The sequence below is a fragment of the Streptomyces sp. NPDC002144 genome, assembly GCF_053593695.1.
Map to the genome: position 1 here is coordinate 337260 of NZ_JBSFDB010000004.1, position 16392 is coordinate 353651.

Annotated in this window: 12 protein-coding genes, 1 tRNA gene and 1 pseudogene; 9 read left to right on the top strand and 5 right to left on the bottom strand. The window is 72.1% G+C overall.

The annotated features are described in order from the left end of the window. Nucleotides 1-53: 53 nt before the first annotated feature. Together ACWCQ1_RS08775 and ACWCQ1_RS08780 are read left to right on the top strand one after the other, a co-directional pair. Nucleotides 54-1535, top strand: a complete 1482-nt coding sequence (locus ACWCQ1_RS08775) for a S1C family serine protease (protein WP_358600434.1) — start codon at nt 54-56, stop codon at nt 1533-1535. 112 nt (nt 1536-1647) lie between these two features. Beyond that, a tRNA-Ser gene (locus tag ACWCQ1_RS08780) sits at nt 1648-1734 on the top strand. Between the two features lie 142 nt (nt 1735-1876). Here the strand turns inward: ACWCQ1_RS08780 and ACWCQ1_RS08785 are convergent. Next, nucleotides 1877-2200, bottom strand: coding sequence for a hypothetical protein (locus ACWCQ1_RS08785; RefSeq protein WP_358605675.1), 324 nt, complete (start codon nt 2198-2200; stop codon nt 1877-1879). Nucleotides 2201-2507: 307 nt separating this feature from the next. Here ACWCQ1_RS08785 and ACWCQ1_RS08790 point away from each other — a divergent pair, with 307 nt between their 5' ends. After that, nucleotides 2508-2846, top strand: a complete 339-nt coding sequence (locus ACWCQ1_RS08790) for a DUF6233 domain-containing protein (RefSeq protein ID WP_133049769.1) — start codon at nt 2508-2510, stop codon at nt 2844-2846. A gap of 74 nt (nt 2847-2920) precedes the next feature. Here ACWCQ1_RS08790 and ACWCQ1_RS08795 read toward each other — a convergent pair whose 3' ends face one another. Beyond that, nucleotides 2921-3352, bottom strand: coding sequence for a hypothetical protein (locus ACWCQ1_RS08795; RefSeq protein WP_165955205.1), 432 nt, complete (start codon nt 3350-3352; stop codon nt 2921-2923). A gap of 57 nt (nt 3353-3409) precedes the next feature. Beyond that, entirely contained in the window at nt 3410-4279 is an 870-nt protein-coding gene (locus ACWCQ1_RS08800) for a bifunctional DNA primase/polymerase (RefSeq protein ID WP_451026124.1), read from the bottom strand. Nucleotides 4280-4629: 350 nt separating this feature from the next. On the opposite strand from ACWCQ1_RS08800, the gene ACWCQ1_RS08805 reads away from it, so the two are divergent. From ACWCQ1_RS08805 to ACWCQ1_RS08830, 6 genes and pseudogenes are all read left to right on the top strand, one after another. Beyond that, entirely contained in the window at nt 4630-4941 is a 312-nt protein-coding gene (locus tag ACWCQ1_RS08805) for a hypothetical protein (RefSeq protein WP_451026125.1), read from the top strand. Between the two features lie 342 nt (nt 4942-5283). Continuing rightward, on the top strand, nt 5284-6246 hold the full coding sequence (locus ACWCQ1_RS08810; RefSeq protein WP_358605667.1) for a bifunctional MaoC family dehydratase N-terminal/OB-fold nucleic acid binding domain-containing protein: 963 nt from the start codon (nt 5284-5286) through the stop codon (nt 6244-6246). After that, nucleotides 6243-6632 (top strand): annotated as a pseudogene (locus ACWCQ1_RS08815) (MaoC/PaaZ C-terminal domain-containing protein); the annotation flags it as partial. The gene ACWCQ1_RS08810 and the pseudogene ACWCQ1_RS08815, both read left to right, overlap by 4 nt. Nucleotides 6633-6802: 170 nt before the next feature. Beyond that, nucleotides 6803-7969: a lipid-transfer protein gene (locus ACWCQ1_RS08820; RefSeq protein ID WP_451026126.1), complete on the top strand. Its 1167-nt coding sequence runs from the start codon at nt 6803-6805 to the stop codon at nt 7967-7969. A gap of 239 nt (nt 7970-8208) precedes the next feature. Further along, nucleotides 8209-8766 (top strand): SigE family RNA polymerase sigma factor, encoded by a 558-nt coding sequence (locus ACWCQ1_RS08825; RefSeq protein WP_133049763.1) that lies wholly within the window; start codon nt 8209-8211, stop codon nt 8764-8766. A 115-nt stretch (nt 8767-8881) separates the two neighbouring features. Then, entirely contained in the window at nt 8882-10558 is a 1677-nt protein-coding gene (locus ACWCQ1_RS08830) for a long-chain fatty acid--CoA ligase (protein ID WP_207930059.1), read from the top strand. A 112-nt stretch (nt 10559-10670) separates the two neighbouring features. Here ACWCQ1_RS08830 and ACWCQ1_RS08835 read toward each other — a convergent pair whose 3' ends face one another. Next, on the bottom strand, nt 10671-15509 hold the full coding sequence (locus ACWCQ1_RS08835; protein WP_451026127.1) for a PAS domain-containing protein: 4839 nt from the start codon (nt 15507-15509) through the stop codon (nt 10671-10673). Between the two features lie 323 nt (nt 15510-15832). After that, nucleotides 15833-16330: an SSI family serine proteinase inhibitor gene (locus ACWCQ1_RS08840; protein WP_451026128.1), complete on the bottom strand. Its 498-nt coding sequence runs from the start codon at nt 16328-16330 to the stop codon at nt 15833-15835. Nucleotides 16331-16392: the final 62 nt, after the last annotated feature.

Consider the following 16392-nt stretch of genomic DNA (forward strand, 5'->3'; position numbering starts at 1 on the left):
GGGCGTGACCGAGTGCGACCGAGAAGAACAGCCGTGGATCGAGGAGAGAAGCTGTGAGCACCGAGAACGAGGGCACCGCGGTACCCCCGGCCCCGTCTGCACCCCCCGTGCCGGTGGACGCTCCCGCTCCCTCGGCACCCGCGGCCCCCGAGGGGGGCGCGCCGACCAGCCCGCTCCCGCCGGCTCCGCAGGGCGCTCCCGGCCCGCAGGGGCAGGACCTGCCGTACGCAGGGCACGCGCCCGCGTACGCGTCGACGGAACCGCACAACCCCCAGAACCACGGCGGCTCCGGCGGCTCGGCCCCCGACGCCTCCTGGCCGCCCCCGCCGCCCGCGACCCCCTCGTACGCCGACGGCTCCGGCGGCTCGAACTCCGGCTGGGGCTCCTCCTACCAGCCGCAGCCGCGGTCCCCGAAGTCCGGCCGTGGCGGCCTGGTCGCCGCGATCCTGGTGGCCGCGCTGGTCGCCGGCGGTCTGGGCGGCGGTCTCGGCTACACGCTGGCCAAGAACAACGACGACAACAGCGGCTCCACGACGGTCTCCTCCTCCACCAGCGGCGGCGCCGTCAAGCGCGACGCCGGCACGGTCGCGGGCGTGGCCGCCCGGGCTTTGCCCAGCACGGTCACCATCGAGGCCGAGTCCACCAACGGCGAGGGCGGCACCGGCACAGGGTTCGTCTTCGACACCCAAGGCCACATCGTCACCAACAACCACGTCGTCGCCGACGCCCTCGACGGCGGCAAGCTGACGGCCACCTTCCCGAACGGCAAGAAGTACGACGCAGAGGTGGTCGGACACGCGCAGGGCTACGACGTCGCCGTCATCAAGCTGAAGAACCCCCCGTCGGACCTCAAGCCGCTCACCCTGGGCGACTCGGACAAGGTCGCGGTCGGCGACTCCACGATCGCCATCGGCGCCCCCTTCGGCCTGTCGAACACGGTGACGACCGGCATCATCAGCGCCAAGAACCGTCCGGTGGCCTCCAGCGACGGACAGGGCACCAACGCCTCCTACATGAGCGCCCTGCAGACGGACGCCTCGATCAACCCGGGCAACTCGGGAGGCCCGCTCCTCGACGCCCAGGGCAACGTGATCGGCATCAACTCGGCGATCCAGTCCACCGGCAGCGGGGGCCTCGGCGGCACCAGCCAGTCCGGCTCCATCGGTCTGGGCTTCGCCATCCCGATCAACCAGGCCAAGTACGTGGCCCAGCAGCTGATCAAGACCGGCAAGCCGGTCTACGCCAAGATCGGCGCGTCCGTCTCCCTGGAGGACTCCAGCAACGGCGCCAAGATCACCCAGCAGGGTGCCGGGGGCGCCTCCGCGGTGGAGTCGGGCGGTCCCGCCGACAAGGCCGGTCTCAAGCCCGGGGACGTCATCACCAAGCTCGACGACATGGTGATCGACTCCGGTCCGACGCTGATCGGCGAGATCTGGACCCACAAGCCGGGCGACAAGGTCACGATCACCTACGAGCGCGACGGCAAGTCCCACACCGTGGACCTGACCCTCGGCTCCCGCGTCGGCGACAGCTGACCCCACCGACCTCACGCGCGCGTACCTCCCCGGTCGATCAACAACCGACCCACGCGCGCGTGCGGACCCGTTACCCTGGTCCCCGCGCCGTTCGATCTCCTGGACGGCGCGGGGTGGGTTGCCCGAGCGGCCTAAGGGAACGGTCTTGAAAACCGTCGTGGCAGCGATGTCACCGTGGGTTCAAATCCCACACCCACCGCTTCGCAGGTCAGAAGCCTGCGGGTCAGGATCAGAAGGGGTGCCTCTCTCCGGAGCGGCACCCCTTCTGCATGCCCTCGTCTCACCCTGGCTCGCCGGTATCCCACCCCTGACCAGCGCGTGTGGCCAACGTGCGGCTGGATTCACGGCTTCGCCGTCAGGTCGGCGACGGTGTCGGGAAGGTCGTCGTCGTGGGTGTCCGCTACGAGTTCGGCGAGGATGAAGTGCGCCTCCTGGGGGGTGGACCAGCCCTTCTCGACGCGCACGAAGTAGCTGCGTTCGGAGACGCGGAAGACCTGCCTCCTCTGGCGCCGACGCCCTGCTGCGGTGGCAGCTTGTCCAAAGGCGTCGATGATGCGCAGCATCCCGGCCAGGGCTTCGGCTTCGGTCCCCTCGAGTTCACGGTAGACGGTGTAATGGGAAAGCTCCGACAGACCGAGGGCTCGCATAACGGCCCATCCGGGCATGGTGTTCTCCAGTCCGTGAGCGGTGTGAGCTGCGTAGTCACACGGTCGCGCCGCATAGTCGGGCCCCACACGACTTCGGGCGAGGCAACCCTGGCGCGGGGAGATTATCGGAAGACGAGGGCCCGGGACCTGCCGGGCGCACCGCCCTGCAGGAGCCGTCCCCATCCCTCGTCCGGCGGCTCGCATGGACACCTCCTCCGGCCGAATGGGCGTCGGGCCGAGGCGGGTCGAGTCGGCCGGATCATGCGGCGGGTGGGATGCCCTCCCGGGGATTGCAGGTCGGCGCCACGATCTTAGAATCGAACGTGTGAACGATCCGGTCCCGTCGAGACTCGCACTGCTCCGCTTCCTCGAGCGCGTGCAGGAACGGGACCTCGCCCGCACCCGCCGGTGGATCCTCGACGAGGAACGCCGCGAGGCCGAGCGTCAGCGCGGCATCCAGGCCCGTCCGCCCGCGCCGGAGTGGCTCATCGAGGTGGGGCTGAACCGGCACGCCGCACCGCTGTACGTGCACGCGGGGGACTGCTGGAACGCGGGCAAGCGCAGCCAGGGCATCAGCCGCGACCAGGCACGGCGCGCCCTCGCCGACGGGATCAAGCCCTGCCCGCAGTGCCAGCCGGACACGGCCCTGGGGATGCTGGACTAGGCGCTGGGGATGCTGGATCGGGCCTTCGCGATGCTGGATAAGGCCGTACTCGCGCGGTCGCCGCACCGCCTCGGCTAGAGCTCGAAGTCCCGTGCCAGTCCCGCCCAGTCCACCTCCCGCAGACCCGCCTCCGCGTCGCATTCGTGCGGAACGTCCGGGGTCGGCTGGAACCAGATGACCGTGAGGGAGGAGCGGTACAGGACCGGATCGTGGGCGGGGTCGAGAGGCGCGGAGTGCAGGGAACCGACGCAGGCGACCGGGGGTAGCACCTCGACCGGGCCGAACGCGCCGGAGTACTGGTCGGGGTACTCCCGCGCGGGCGGGACGAGATGGACCGGGGTGGTGGGGAAGACGCGCTCGGCGGTGTGGAGCAGGCCCTTGATCTTCATGTCGTTGACCAGCCTGCAGGGATAGCCCTCCAGCATCCCGCCGTACGTCGACGACAGCCGAAGCTCGGTGAGCTCGACGGAGCGGCCGGAGGTGAGGATCACGCGGGTCAGCGACATGAACCGCACTCTAGGGCGGTCGTGCATGGACTTCCTTTGCTTTTGTTGCCGGTGGCCTCACGGCCGGTGCCCTGTCATGCGTGCCGCCGACGCGATCGTCGCCCGTGCCTCGCGTTCGGTCAGGCCGGTGTTGAGCGCGGCGTCGACCAAGGGGGCGACGAGGGCGGGGCCGATTCCGTTCTCGTAGGCCCGGCAGGCCGCCCAGAACAGCCGGGTGTTGCGCTGCCCCTCGTGCGCGGCGAGGACGAACTGGACCAGCCCCTGCCCGTGGTGTCCCGCCGAGGGATGCGTCGCCGGGTGGACGGGCCGTGGCGGCGGGAGCAGCAGGCGCAGCAGGGCCGGTGGGCAGGCGGCCGGGGCGAGGTGGGCGGTGCCGGGGGCCGTCGTATAGGTGCCGTGGTCGGTGCGGGAGCCCGGCCCGACGAGGTAGCCGCCGGCGCCGCGGATGTCGATGCCCGGGGCCAGGCGGCCGGCGGAGTTGGGGACGGCCGCGTCCGGCGGGCCGGTGAGCCACAGATGGCGGCCGCCGCTGGGGGTGAGCACGACCACCGTGTCCGGGATGGTGAACAGGTGGCGTAAGGCGAGTTCACGCAGCGCTGTCGAGGAGTCCGTGCCGGTCTTGGTGTCGAGGTCGACGCCGATCAGGTGGTGGGGCGGCAGGCCGCAGGCGATGCCGTAGCCGGTGGCCCAGGGGGCCGCGGCGAACAGTTCGCGGATGCGGACGGGGTCGGTCGAGGCGTCGTACACGCCGTGGCCGAGGCGTCCGCACTCGCCGTGGCAGGGGCGCGGTTCGGGGTCGTCGCGGTGAGGGGAGCGCAGGGCCGGGAGTTTCGTCCGGGACAGGGGGATGACGGCCAGTCCGCGCTCGGCGGCTGACAGGGCGTGTGCGAGGGCCAGCGTCGTGGCCTGCCGGTCGGTGGTGGCCATGCCTCTATGTTCGTACGTACGTTCGAAAAAGGGAAGGGTCTTCGAATGCGACGCGCCCGTCCGGAGAGATTTGGCCGGAAAACTGCCGGAACGCTTCATCCCTTCTGTCGCTTGAAGGCCGGGTGCCCGCTCCGACCCGAGCCGGGTGCGGAAAGTGGCGAAAGGGGTTTATCGACTTGTCGTAGCACTTGAGTGGGAATCGCGGCTTCCGGGGTGGTTCGCCGGGGATTCGGTGGGCAACCCTGGTCTCGCGACGTCGTGCACAGCACTGAGGCGGTTGGCCAACTGCCTTGGTAACAGCATCACTTGACGCACTACCGGCCAGGAGGCCGGGTTCTGGAGGAAGAAACATGGCAAGCATCCGTACTGCCCGCGTCGTCGCCGCCGTCTCCGCCCTCCCGCTGGCAGCCGCCCTGTTCGCCGGCGTCGCGGCGGCGGACAACGGCGCCTTCGCGGACGACGGATCGAACGCGGGTGTCGCGAGCGTCGTCGGCAGCGGCGTCGGACACAACAACAACGGCAACTCGTCCACCACGCAGCAGAACGCGGTCGGTTCCGGTGCCTCGAACCAGAGCAACACCGCGCAGGTCAACGGCTCCGCGTTCACCGCCATCCAGCAGGGAAACGAGAACGTCGCCGTCCACTTCAGCCACCTGTGGTGAGCCGACGGCCCTGACTCGCGGAGTCGGGTGCCCGGGGGGTGGGGGGATACGTCTGCGCGGTGGTACTTCGGTGCCGCCGCGCAGACGTATGTATGCCGTGGGGGACGCCTGTCACCGCGCATCGGAGACGACCCTCACAGCGGATCGGGGGCGACCCTCGCGGCGCATAGGGGCGACCCTTCGCGGCGCATCGGGAACGACCTTCGCGGCGCATGGAGACGACCTTGACAGCCCACCAGATCTGACGGACAGTCAGAAAACTCTCGCCGGGGTCGTGGAACCCGACCGGCGGCTGCGGTGTACCAGAAGTGTCAATGCGATGCGGCGCGGGACGAGGGGGCGATGGTGAGCGAGGACGAGCTGGTCGCACGGCTGAAGGCATATGAGGGACGGGCCGCCGCCGTCTCCGGTGCGGGCAAGGACCCGGTCAACCTGCCCATGATCCGGCACTGGTGCGAGGCGATGGGCGACACCAACCCCGCGTACGAGGGCCCGGACGCCATCGCCCCGCCCACCATGCTCCAGGCCTGGACCATGGGAGGCCTCTCCGGGCACACGGGCCGCTCGCAGGCGTACGACGAGCTGCTCGGCCTCCTCGATGAGGCGGGCTGCACCTCGGTCGTCGCCACGGACTGCGAGCAGGAGTACGTCAGGCCCCTGCGGCCCGGCGACGAGGTCAGCTTCGACTCCGTGATCGAGTCGGTCTCCGACCGCAAGACGACCAAGCTGGGGACGGGGTACTTCGTCACCACACGCACGGAGGTACGGGCCGGCGCTGCCCGCGACCTGGTCGGCACTCACCGCTTCCGGATCCTCAAGTACGCCCCCGCGGGCAGGAGGCGTAAGGAATCGGAGAACAAGGAGAAGCAGCCGGCCAGAAGCGGGACTCAGCCACCCGCCCGCCGTCCCCGCCCGGTCGTCAACCGCGACAACGCCGGTTTCTGGGAGGGCGTGGAGCGCCACCGCCTCCTCATCCAGCGCTGCACGGCCTGCGGCACCCTCCGCTTCCCCTGGCTGCCGGGCTGCAACGCCTGCGGTGGCCCGGACTGGGACACCGTGGAGGCGAGCGGCGAGGGCACGGTCTATTCCTACGTCGTCATGCACCACCCGCCCTTCCTGGCCTTCGACCCCCCGTACGCCGTGGCCCTGATAGAGCTCACCGAGGGCGTCCGCCTGATCAGCAACGTCATCGGCGTGCCCTACGACAAGGTGCGGATAGGACTGCCCGTCCATCTCGAATTCCAGTCGTACGACGACGAGTTGGTGCTGCCCGTGTTCCGCGCCCGAGAGGAGGAGACCGTATGAGGGCCGGTGAGAAGCTTCCGCCGCTGGAGGTCTCGATCACCCGCACCCTGATCGTGGCCGGCGCCATCGCCTCCCGCGACTACCAGGACGTGCACCACGACGCCGAGTTGGCCCGGCAGAAGGGCTCCCCGGACATCTTCATGAACATTCTGACGACGAACGGCCTGGTGGGCCGCTACATCACCGACCATTTCGGACCCACGGCCCACCTACGCAAGGTCGCCATACGACTGGGGGCGCCCAACTACCCCGGTGACACCATGGTGTTGACGGGCACGGTCGAAGAGGTCGACGGCGACACGGCGACGGTCCGGGTGGTCGGGTCGAACGGCATCGGCAGACACGTAACCGGCACGGTGACGGTCACGGTCCCCTCGGCCGACGCGATCACCGCGCCCACCGACACCGCCGCGCCCACCGACACCGCCGCGCCCACCAACGCCGCCGTGGGTACCGATGCGGGCGCGCCCACCGATGCCCCCGTGCCCACCGATCCCCCCGTGGGCTCCGACGCCCCCGTGCCCACCGTCACCGTCGCCCCCTCAGGCGGTGCCCGATGAGTGTCCGCGGCCGGGACGGCCTTGGTGGGCGGGCGGCCGTCGTCGGGATCGGGGCCACCGAGTTCTCCAAGGACTCGGGACGCAGTGAGCTGCGGCTCGCCGTGGAGGCGGTGCGGGCGGCGCTGGACGACGCGGGGCTGACGCCGGGCGACGTGGACGGGATGGTGACGTTCACGATGGACACCAGCCCGGAGATCACCGTGGCGCAGGCGGCCGGGATCGGCGAGCTGTCCTTCTTCTCGCGCATCCACTACGGCGGCGGCGCGGCCTGCGCCACCGTCCAGCAGGCGGCGCTGGCGATCGCCACCGGTGTCGCCGAGGTCGTCGTCTGCTACCGGGCCTTCAACGAGCGCTCCGGCCGCCGCTTCGGCTCGGGCGTGCAGCACCGGGAGCCGTCCGCGGAGGGCACCGCGCTCGGCTGGTCCCTGCCGTTCGGACTGCTCACCCCGGCCTCCTGGGTGGCGATGGCGGCGCAGCGCTATCTGCACACGTACGGGCTGACCCCGGAGGCCTTCGGGCATGTGGCGGTGGTCGACCGGAAGTACGCGGCGACGAACCCGGCGGCCTACTTCCACGGCCGGCCGATCACCCTCGCCGACCACGCGGCCTCCCGCTGGATCGTCGAACCGCTCAGACTCCTCGACTGCTGTCAGGAGACGGACGGCGGCCAGGCGATCGTCGTGACGTCCGTCGAGCGCGCCCGCGATCTGCCCAACCCGCCCGCGGTCGTCGCGGCGGCCGCCCAGGGCGCCGGGCGCGGCCAGGAGCAGATGACGAGTTTCTACCGTGACGACCTCACCGGCCTGCCGGAGATGGGCGTGGTGGCCCGCCAGCTGTGGCGGACCTCCGGGCTCACGCCGGCCGATGTGGACGTGGCGATCCTGTACGACCACTTCACACCGTTCGTGCTGATGCAGCTGGAGGAGTTCGGGTTCTGCGGCAAGGGGGAGGGGGCCGACTTCATGGCCGGGGAGAAGCTGCCGGTCAACACGCACGGCGGACAGCTCGGAGAGGTGTACCTCCATGGGATGAACGGGATCGCCGAAGGGGTGAGACAGGTGCGCGGGACGGCGGTGAACCGAATACCGGGCGCGGAGCGGGTCCTGGTCACGGCGGGCACCGGGGTGCCCACCTCGGGCCTGGTCCTGGCAGCGGACGGCTGACCTGGGGCCTGGGCCGACGGCGGCCTGCTGACCTCGCTCGATCTCGCCACCGAGGCCGCCCGGACGGAGCGACGGCAGGAGCCCGGGGTGCTCCCCCAGGGGTAATCCCGCAGTACGTGTCACCCCCTCGTCCACCTTCAGGAGGTGCAGTCAACCCCACCCCTACAACCTGAGGGGGACTCGGCTTCGGGACCTGCGGCCGATGAGCCGGAGGCGCCCTCGCTCCTAGCGTGGAGTCCATGACCACACCCGTCTGCACGAGCGCTTCGACCGCCGCCGCCCCGGCGACGCAGACCCTGTCGTACCCGTCGTTCGCCTCGTACATGAGGGCCCGGCAGTCGGTGCTGCTGCGTACCGCCCGGTCGCTGACCGCGAACCCGAGCGACGCGGAGGACCTGCTGCAGACCGCGCTCACCAAGACCTACGTCGCCTGGGAGCGGATCGAGGACCACCGCGCGCTGGACGGCTATGTGCGCCGGGCGCTGCTGAACACGCGGACGTCGCAGTGGCGCAAGCGCAAGGTCGACGAGTTCGTGTGCGAGGAGATGCCGGAGCCCGAGCCGGCGCCCGGCGGGGAGGACCCGGCCGAGCAGCAGGCGCTGCACGACGCGATGTGGCGGGCGATCATGAAGCTGCCCGACCGGCAGCGGGCGATGGTCGTCCTCAGGTACTACGAGGACCTCAGTGAGGTGCAGACGGCCGAGGTGCTCGGCGTGTCGGTGGGCACGGTGAAATCGGCGGTCTCCCGTGCGCTCGGGAAACTTCGCGAGGACCCTGAGCTGGGGCTTGTGCGTTAATGCGCCGACCTGGAGGCTATTGGGGACCGCAGTGACGCGATCGATCACCGGCACCTAGTGACATACCGCTCGGTATGTGCGCAGAATCAGCGCATACGTTACCGCCGCGTAGGCAATGTCGCCCCGGGAGGACACCGTGCTGAGCACGATGCAGGACGTACCGCTGACCGTTGCCCGCATCCTGACGCACGGGACGCTGGTGCACGGACGGTCGCAGATCATCACCTGGACCGGCGAGTCCGAGCCGCATCGACGCAGCTTCGCCGAGGCGGGCACCCGCGCGGTGCAGCTGGCGAACGCCCTGCGGGACGAACTCGGCGTCCAGGGCGACGACCGGGTCGCGACGCTGATGTGGAACAACGCGGAGCACGTCGAGGCCTACTTCGCGATCCCCTCCATGGGCGCGGTGCTGCACACGCTCAACCTGCGGCTGCCGGCCGAGCAGTTGGTGTGGATCGTCAACCACGCGGCCGACAAGGTTGTGATCGTCAACGGTTCGCTGCTGCCGCTGCTCGCCCCGCTGCTGCCGAAGCTGCCGACGGTGGAGCACATCGTGGTCTCCGGTCCCGGTGACCGTTCGGTGCTCGAGGGTGCCCGGGCGCGGGTGCACGAGTACGAGGAGCTGATCGCGGGCCGGCCGACGACGTACGACTGGCCGGAGCTGGACGAGCGCCAGGCCGCGGCCATGTGCTACACGTCGGGCACGACGGGCGACCCCAAGGGCGTGGTGTACAGCCACCGTTCGATCTACCTGCACTCCATGCAGGTCAACATGGCCCAGTCGATGGGGCTGACGGACCAGGACACCTCGCTGGTCGTGGTGCCGCAGTTCCACGTCAACGCCTGGGGCCTGCCGCACGCCACCTTCATGACCGGCGTCAACCTGCTGATGCCGGACCGCTTCCTGCAGCCCGGCCCGCTCGCCGAGATGATCGAGACCCAGCGCCCCACCCACGCGGCCGCCGTCCCCACCATCTGGCAGGGCCTGCTGGCGGAGCTGAACGCCAAGCCGCGGGACGTCTCCTCCCTCACCCAGGTCACCATCGGCGGTTCCGCCTGTCCGCCCTCCCTCATGGAGGCCTTCGACGAGCTCGGTATGCGGGTCTGTCACGCCTGGGGCATGACGGAGACCTCCCCGCTCGGCACGATCGCCCGCCCGCCGGCCCATGTGGTGGGCACGGACGAGGAGTTCGGGTACCGGCTGACGCAGGGCCGTTTCCCGGCAGGTGTCGAGGCGCGGCTCAGCGGCCCCGGCGGCGAACGCCTGCCCTGGGACGGCGAGTCGGCGGGTGAGCTGGAGGTCCGCGGCCCCTGGATCGCGGGCGCCTACTACAACGGCCCGGACGCCGAACCGCTGCGCCCCGCCGACAAGTTCAGCGAGGACGGCTGGCTGAAGACCGGCGACGTCGGCACGATCTCCCCCGAGGGCTTCCTCACCCTCACCGACCGTGCCAAGGACGTCATCAAGTCCGGCGGCGAGTGGATCTCCTCCGTCGACCTCGAGAACGCCCTGATGTCCCACCCGGAGGTGGCCGAAGCGGCCGTCGTCGCCGTCCCCGACGAGAAGTGGGGCGAGCGTCCGCTGGCCACGGTCGTCCTCAAGGAGGGCGCCACCGCCGACTTCGCGTCCCTGCGCGCCTTCCTCGCCGATGAGGGCCACATCGCCAAGTGGCAGCTCCCGGAGCGCTGGACGATCATCGAGGCGGTGCCGAAGACCAGCGTGGGCAAGTTCGACAAGAAGGTCCTGCGCAGGCGGTACGCCGACGGCGACCTGGACGTCACCCAGCTCTGACGAACCCCGGCATCCCCGGTACCCCCGGCACCGACTGGCGCGGCCGTGTCCGCGTCAGTCGGCAGTGCGGGTGGTCAGTGGCGGTGGTGAATGCGGGTGGTGAGTGCGGTGGTCAATTGGTGCCGATCCGCGCCAGCAGGTCGACGATCCGCGACTGCACCTCGGCACTCGTCGACCGTTCCGCCAGGAACAGTACCGTCTCGCCGGACGCCAGCCGCGGCAGGTCCGCCTGGTCGACGGCGGCGGTGTAGACGACGAGCGGGGTGCGGTTGAGCTGTCCGTTCGCGCGCAGCCAGTCGATGATCCCGGCCTGCCGCCGGTGCACCTGCATCAGGTCCATCACGACCAGGTTCGGCCGCAGCTGCCCCGCCAGGGTCACGGCGTCCGCGTCGCTGGCGGCCCGCGCCACCTGCATCCCGCGTCGCTCCAGCGTCGCGGTCAACGCCAGCGCGATCTCCGCGTGTTCCTCGATCAGCAGCACCCGCGGCGGATGCTGCTCGCTGTCCCGCGGCGCCAGCGCCTTCAGCAGTACGGCGGGGTCGGCGCCGTACGCCGCCTCGCGCGTCGCCTGCCCCAGTCCCGCGGTCACCATCACCGGCACCTGGGCGGTGACGGCGGCCTCCCGCAGCGACTGCAGCGCGGTCCGGGTGATCGGCCCGGTCAGCGGGTCCACGAACAGCGCTGCCGGGAACGCGGCGATCTGCGCGTCGACCTCCTCGCGCGAGTGCACGATGACCGGGCGATACCCGCGGTCGCTGAGCGCCTGCTGGGTCGTCACGTCCGGGGCGGGCCACACCAGCAGCCGCCGCGGGTTGTCCAGGGGCTCCGGGGGCAGTTCGTCGTCCAGCGGGACGGGCCGCGGGGTGTCCGCGATCTCCACGGCACCGCCAGGACCGTCCAGCGGCTCGGGCCCCTCGGCGGCGTTCTCGTCCGGCGCGCCTATGGCGTACGACCGTCCGCTGCCCTCGGTGGCCTGCGCCAGCCGTGACTGGCCGGCCAGGGACGGCTGGGGGACCTGCGCGGGCGTCTGCTCGCCGCCCGGATGCGGCCGGGCCGCCTGCTCCGGCGCCGCCCCCGCCCCGGTGCGCGTGCCCAGCTTCCGCCGCCGCCCCGAACCGCCCGGGTTGTGCGGCGCGGGGGTCGCCGTCGGCTGCTGCACCTGCGCCGCCTGACGCGTGAACGGCACACCCTGCCCCAGCGTCCGCACACTGATCGCCCGCCCCTGCGTCGAGTTGGGATCGACAGCCGGATCGGCGGCCACGGCCTGCGCCTCGGGCGGCAACGGGGCACCGGGCTGCGGCACGGCCTGCGGGGGTACGGCACCGGTGGCGCCGCCGACCGGCACGCCGGCACCGGCCTCCGCGGGCAGGGCCTGTCCGGGAGCCGCCGGTACCCCGGGCGCCCCAGGCACAGCCTGCGCACCCGGCGCGGCAAGCGGCTGTCCCGGAACCGGCTGCATGCCCGCCCCGGGCACCGGCTGAGCCGCGCCCGGCTGCACTGGCTGAACCGGCTGAACCGGCTGGGCCTGCTGAGCGGGCAGCGCGACCTGCCCGGTGGCGTTCTGCACGGGAACACCGGGTGCCTGGGCCTGTACGGGGACGGACTGACCGGGGGAAACCTGGGCCGGGACCGGCTGACCCGGGGCGAGTTGTACGCCCGCAGGGAGCGAGCCCTGCGCCGGAACGGTCACCGCGGCCTGCTGACCCTGCGCGACCGGCTGACCGGCGGCGTCCTGCGCGGCCGTACCCGCCGGTTGGGCCACGGCACGGCGACGACGGCCGGTCGGCGCGCTGGTGGGGTGCGGCTGGGGCGGGGTGTGGTCCCCGGACTGGTCATGCGGAACGGCATCGTGCCGTCCGTCCTCGCCGACCGCGTCCCCGACGCCATCAGACCCACCCTGCCCGGGCACCTGCGCCGGTACGGCGATCTGCGGCTGCGCGAGGGCCTGCGGCTGTCCAGGAACCTGGGGCTGCGCGAGGGCCTGCGGCTGTCCAGGAACCTGCGGCTGCCCGGCGACTGCGGCCTGCCAGCCCACCTGCGCCTGACCGACGACTTGCGGTTGCCCCGGAAGCGGCTGCGCAACACCCGGAACCTGCCCGGGAACCTGCGCCTGCCCAACGCCCGCGCCTTGGACCTGCCCGGGAACCGGCACCTGGCCGGCACCCTGCGCCGCGCCGGGAACCTGCGGTTGCGCACCTACTTGCATGGGCCCGGGAAGCGGCGGCTGTCCAACCCCCGGCACCTGTCCGGCACCCGGCATCTGCCCCGGCACCTGCACCAGCCCGGCACCCGGTGTCTGCCCGGGAAGCGGCGGCTGTCCAACCCCCGGGGCCTGCCCGACAACGGGCATCTGCCCGGGAACCTGGACCAGTCCCGCACCCGGCGTCTGCCCCGGAGCCGTCACTTGTCCAGCACCGGGCACTTGCCCGGGACCCGGCACCTGTACCGCCCCCTGCGGCTGCACCGGCGTGAGCCCCTGCCCACCCGTAGCGCCCACCGAACCCGCAGTGCCCTCCGCACCCGAGACACCCGCACTCACCGAGCCCGCGCCCGCCTCCACACCCGCACCGACACCGGCACTGGCACCCGAAGCACCCCCCGGCGCCCGGTCCGCCTCCGCCGGAGGCAGGGCGAACACCGCGCGAGGTCCCGCCTCCTGGGCCGCCGCACGCTCGTTCGCGGCGGCCAGCGCGCGGCGCCGGCGCCCGGTCGGCTGGCCCCCCTCGGCTGCCTGGTCCGCCGGGACGGCCTGTCCGTCCCCGGCCCCGGCCTGCCCCGCCGATGACCCGGCCGGCGGCAGCGCCGCGGGCAACGCGTGCTGTTCGCCCCCGTCACGCCGGGCGCGCCGTCCCGACGGTGCGGGTACGCCCTGGGGCGGTACCGTCCCGCCCAACCCGCTCCCGACGGCAGCGGTCCCCGCGGCATGCTCGGCAGCCGTGACCACAGCACCCTCGGAGACCCCGGCACCGCCACCCTCGGCACCGGCGCCCTCGGCCGACCGCCCGCGCCGGCGCCCGGTACCGCCGGCCACCTCGACCGCGCCCCCGGGAGCTCCGGCACCCGTGGCGGCCGCCGCTGCCGCAGACTCCTCCACGGCACGCCTGCGGCGCCGGCCCGTCGGTGTGCCCGGCTCCGCCTCCGCCGCCGTACCGGATTCGGCGTCGCCGGGGTCCTCCGAGCCCTCGCCGTCCAGGAACGCGTCGACGGAGGAGCGCCGGGCCCGGCGCCGGCCACCGGAGGTGTCCTCGGCGGCCGGGAGCTCGGCGGGGGCCGCGGCCGGTACGGCTCCGGCGCCGCCGCCGATGGGCACCTCCAGGACGTACGCGCTGCCACTCATCCCCGGCACTTCATGGGTCTGCAGCACACCGCCGTGGGCGCGCACGATCCCGCGCACGATGGGCTCGTGCACCGGGTCTCCCCCGGCGTACGGCCCGCGCACCTCGATACGGACGACCTCGCCGCGCTGCGCCGCCGCGACGACGACCGTGTTGTCCATGTAACCGCCCGCGGACACGGGCGCGTTGCCGGTCGCGTCGACGCCGGCGACGTCCGCGACCAGATGCGCGAGCGCGCCGGCGAGGCGCTGTGGGTCGACCTCGGCCTCGATGGGCGGCGCGTGCACGGCGAACTGCACCCGACCGGGCCCGATGAGTTCCACGGCTCCGTCCACACCGGCGGCGACCACGGCGTCGAGCATGACCTTGGTACGGGTGATCTGCTCGGCCCCGGCGTCGAGCCGCTGGTAGCCGAGGACGTTGTCGATCAGGGTGGTGATCCGCGAGTAGCCGGCGGACAGATGGTGCAGCACCTGGTTGGCCTCGGGCCACAGCTGTCCCGCGTCGTCGGCGGCCAGCGCCGCCAGCTCGCGGCGCAGTTCGTCGAGGGGCCCGCGCAGGGACCGCGCCAGCAGCGTCAGCAACTGCTCGTGCCGCCCGGCGAGAGCCTCGTACCGGTCCTTCTCGCGCTCGCCGAGAGCCGCGTACCGCTCCTCGCCGGCAGCGAGTTCCTCGTCGTGCCGCTCCTGCAGTTCCTCGAGCTCGGTGATGTGCTTCTGGCGCAGCGCGGTCAGCTCGGAGGCGTGTTCCTCCTCGAGCCGGTCCAGCTCCTCGGCGTGCCGTTTCTCCTGCGCGGCCTTCTCGTCGGCGAGGGCGTCGTAGGGCCGCCGGTCGGTGAAGGTCATCACGGCGCCGACGAGCTGGTCGCCGTCGCGCACCGGCGCGGTCGTCAGGTCGACCGAGACCCGGTCGCCGTTCTTGGCGAAGAGCACCTGCCCGCGCACCCGGTGCTTGCGCCCGGAGCGCAGGGTGTCGGCGAGCGGCGACTCGTCGTACGGGAAGGGGGAGCCGTCCGCGCGCGAGTGCAGGACGAGGGTGTGCAGTTCCTTGCCGCCGAGGTCGCTGGCCCGGTAGCCCAGTATCTGGGCGGCGGCCGGGTTGACCAGGACGATCCGTCCGTCGGTGTCGGTGCCGACCACGCCCTCGGCCGCGGCCCGCAGGATCATCTCGGTCTGCCGCTGCGAGCGCGCCAGCTCGGCCTCGGTGTCCACGGTCCCGGTCAGATCGCGCACGACGAGCATCAGCAGCTCGTCGCCGCTGTAGCCGTAACCGTCGTACGCCTGCTGGCCGTTCTCCAGGTTGGCGCTGGTGACCTCGACCGGGAACTCGGTGCCGTCGGTGCGGCGGGCGACCATCCGGGTCGGCTTGGTCCGCCCGCGCGGGTCCATGTGGTCGGGCCGCCGCATGGACCCGGGAATGAGCTTGGAGTCGAACTGGGGCAGCAGATCGAGCAGCCCGCGCCCGACCAGCGCGGTCCCGGGTGCCTCGAAGGCCTCGAGCGCGATGGTGTTGGCGTTGACGACGGTCCCGTTGGCGTTGACCAGCACCAACGCGTCGGGCAGCGCGTCCAGTATGGCTGCGAGGCGAGCAGCGCCTCGGGATGGCCTGCTGCTCACGAGACGCTTCCTCCCTGTTACCGCACCTTGCCGACCGCTCGGGCCATCTTGCCAACCTGCCCGCGACGTGTCACGCGAGGGAGTCTAAAGCCACGGGTTGCGCCGACGACGCCGGATGAGAGGGAGGTCGCACGACGAAGTGAAGTAGAACGTGTGACCGCCTCCCCTGGCCTGCGCGACTTTACGGACCCCGGGTTTCCGCCATGGAAAGCGTGTGAGCACATTCATCGACGCGACGGCCCTCCGGGACGGCGCGACGGTCCTCCCGGACGAGGCAACCGTGCTTCGGGACTGAAATGACCGACCGTCTCTCCTTTCGGAGGCTACGACCGCCCTTGCGGACGCAGATCGGGCAGCAACGGCACCATCCGGTCCCAGCGCGCGATCTCGCACCCGTCGCCACGGCTGTACGAGGCGTCCACGGGCCGCCCGGCCCAGGTCCCGGTCACATGGGCGGTGGCGGGGCCACCGTACTGCATGGTGCACATGCTGCCGTCGGGGACCGGTGCGAAGGTCTCCCGGCCCCAGTGGGTCCCGCGGTCGAGGGCCGCGCAGGCACCGGCCACGTCCGGGTGGTCGCCGCTGCCGGGGTGGCAGGACAGGTGGTACGTGCCGTCCCGGCCGGCGCCCGCGTCCCGAACGGTGACGGTGAGGTGGTCGGGGCGGTCCTCGTCGCGGGAGGGCGGGGGAACGAGGGTCCGGGACGCGCTCTCGGCGTGCGCGACGGCGGGCAGGGCGCAGGACGCGACGGCGGCCGCCGTGGCCGCGCCGGCGGCGAGAAGGCGGGCGAGCGGGAGGCCGCTGCGGTTCATGGGGGACATGACCTGACCAACGCGAGGCGCCCCCGGAGGTTGCGAAAGGGCATTAAGGGCTTTGCTCTGCG

What these genes read in the sequence shown, in the direction of transcription:
- ACWCQ1_RS08785 (WP_358605675.1), bottom strand. Translation starts at nt 2,200, where the DNA reads ATGCCCGGATGGGCCGTTATGCGAGCCCTCGGTCTGTCGGAGCTTTCC.
- ACWCQ1_RS08795 (WP_165955205.1), bottom strand. Translation starts at nt 3,352, where the DNA reads ATGTCGCTGACCCGCGTGATCCTCACCTCCGGCCGCTCCGTCGAGCTC.
- ACWCQ1_RS08800 (WP_451026124.1), bottom strand. Translation starts at nt 4,279, where the DNA reads ATGGCCACCACCGACCGGCAGGCCACGACGCTGGCCCTCGCACACGCC.
- ACWCQ1_RS08805 (WP_451026125.1), top strand. Translation starts at nt 4,630, where the DNA reads ATGGCAAGCATCCGTACTGCCCGCGTCGTCGCCGCCGTCTCCGCCCTC.
- ACWCQ1_RS08810 (WP_358605667.1), top strand. Translation starts at nt 5,284, where the DNA reads ATGGTGAGCGAGGACGAGCTGGTCGCACGGCTGAAGGCATATGAGGGA.
- ACWCQ1_RS08820 (WP_451026126.1), top strand. Translation starts at nt 6,803, where the DNA reads ATGAGTGTCCGCGGCCGGGACGGCCTTGGTGGGCGGGCGGCCGTCGTC.
- ACWCQ1_RS08825 (WP_133049763.1), top strand. Translation starts at nt 8,209, where the DNA reads ATGACCACACCCGTCTGCACGAGCGCTTCGACCGCCGCCGCCCCGGCG.
- ACWCQ1_RS08830 (WP_207930059.1), top strand. Translation starts at nt 8,882, where the DNA reads ATGTCGCCCCGGGAGGACACCGTGCTGAGCACGATGCAGGACGTACCG.
- ACWCQ1_RS08840 (WP_451026128.1), bottom strand. Translation starts at nt 16,330, where the DNA reads ATGTCCCCCATGAACCGCAGCGGCCTCCCGCTCGCCCGCCTTCTCGCC.